Source organism: Nostoc sp. UCD121, assembly GCF_014222285.1.
Classification (GTDB): domain Bacteria; phylum Cyanobacteriota; class Cyanobacteriia; order Cyanobacteriales; family Nostocaceae; genus Nostoc.
Map to the genome: position 1 here is coordinate 1 of NZ_JACKZS010000447.1, position 1,609 is coordinate 1,609.

General features: G+C 42.8%; 2 protein-coding genes. One reads left to right on the plus strand and one right to left on the minus strand.

The window, feature by feature from the left end; translation table 11 throughout:
* Positions 1-169 precede the first annotated feature (169 nt).
* Positions 170-319: a plasmid partition protein ParG gene (locus GNF10_RS36740; RefSeq protein ID WP_083782524.1), complete on the minus strand. Its 150-nt coding sequence runs from the start codon at positions 317-319 to the stop codon at positions 170-172.
* 257 nt (positions 320-576) lie between these two features.
* Between GNF10_RS36740 and GNF10_RS36745 the strand changes: the two genes are divergently transcribed.
* Complete coding sequence (locus tag GNF10_RS36745; RefSeq protein ID WP_185580522.1) at positions 577-1,554, plus strand: ParM/StbA family protein; 978 nt, start codon at positions 577-579, stop codon at positions 1,552-1,554.
* Positions 1,555-1,609: the final 55 nt, after the last annotated feature.

The window sequence follows — 1,609 nt, forward strand, 5'->3', positions numbered from 1 at the left end:
CATTAAAAGCCATACGGATACCTGACGTTACTAATATTGTTAGCAATGTCTTTTTAAGAATTATGCTTATTTTGCAAGCATTATAAAGATTAAAACAGTATCAATTTTAATGGACTTGCAGTACTAATAGTACTAAAAATCAATACGTATGTACTGATTTAGTTCATTTCTATTTAATGTCTTGAGTTTTAAGCCATTCTTCAATAAGCTCTGCCATCACTTCATCCATAGGTCTATTTATTAGGGCGCAAGCAGCTTTAAATCTTGCTTTTTGAGATTCACTTATCTTCCCCCTCACAAATACTTGCTTCTCAGTCATATTAAATCTAATTTAGTGAAATATTGTATTAATTTTCATTATTCATTTTTGCATATCGATAAGTAACTATGCTGTAAATTCACTATTTCACTAATGTACAAAGTGAATTAATGTGCTAAATTGTAGACATGAGCGCAAAACGGACGATAAAGCGCGTGAAATGCCACACCAAGGATAAATAGGTAGTGGACTGAGTAGCCGCCTAGAATTGACCGCAAACGCTTATCAATCAAAGGATTAACTCTAAAATCTGAACCATGACAAACGCATATATCCAGCCAGTTTACGGCTTATCATATCCGCCAAGTAACGGGTTTGTAAGTCCACAGCACGGACAGATAAGACCGCAAGTAGTTTTTGATGGAGGCAACCGTTTTGTGAAGTGGATTGACCCCAACAACGTTGTGCAATGTCTGCTTAGTGTCGTGAAAGAAGTCAGTGAATACCAGTGGAAGCGGCTCAAGCCCGATGACCAATCAGTATTGATTGAAATTGACGGTAAACGCTTTGTAATTGGGCGATTAGCTCAAGAACTAGGTGGTGAGCCTACCTTTCAAACAGATAAATGCCAATTGGCATCCATTCTGGCACTAGCGGCAATCCAGCCCAATCTCGGACAAACATCAGTACACATCCAGCAGATGATTGTGGCACTGCCGAATACTCTCAACGATGACGATGTAGCCGCAGTGAAGCGAATTGCTAACCACCCACTGACCAAGGAATTTAAACGCAATGGCGAATACATCACCTATACCGTGGGTGAAGTTGTCCCAGTTGATGAGACTGAGCCAGCATTCCACTACGCCTTAAATCAAGGTTTTTTCAGCTTCCCAGAGGCGAAGAACGCAATTTGGGATTTAGGGGGAGGCACGGCTATAGCCAGAATTTACACGCCCAACGGAACCATGATCCATGATGCGGAGGTGATTCTACCCGGAACTAAGGCACTCGCCCAGCAAGTAGCGGTAGAGATGAAAGAAGTCTACTCTCTCGATTACAGCCCCAGTTTACAGGGCATCATGGACGCGATCGCACGAGGTGATTGCCTCTACGGGACAGACAAACTTGATTTCTCCTCCATCTTTGAAAAAGCCTGTGACCAGTGGGTAGAGTCAGCCCGGAGAGAAATTCGCTCGAAGTGGGCGCAACACCTACCAGAGTTGGGAGAAGTCTTGATTGTAGGCGGGAGTGCAGATATCGCCGCCCCTATCTGTAGCGAACTGCAAACATAAACGCTTCAAACCGCAAACAAGGCGATTTTGAAACCACATTCTCTGCAAATAAGGG

Coding starts and splice junctions, on each gene's coding strand:
- GNF10_RS36745 (WP_185580522.1), top strand. CDS start 577: ATGACAAACGCATATATCCAGCCAGTTTACGGCTTATCATATCCGCCA.
- GNF10_RS36740 (WP_083782524.1), bottom strand. CDS start 319: ATGACTGAGAAGCAAGTATTTGTGAGGGGGAAGATAAGTGAATCTCAA.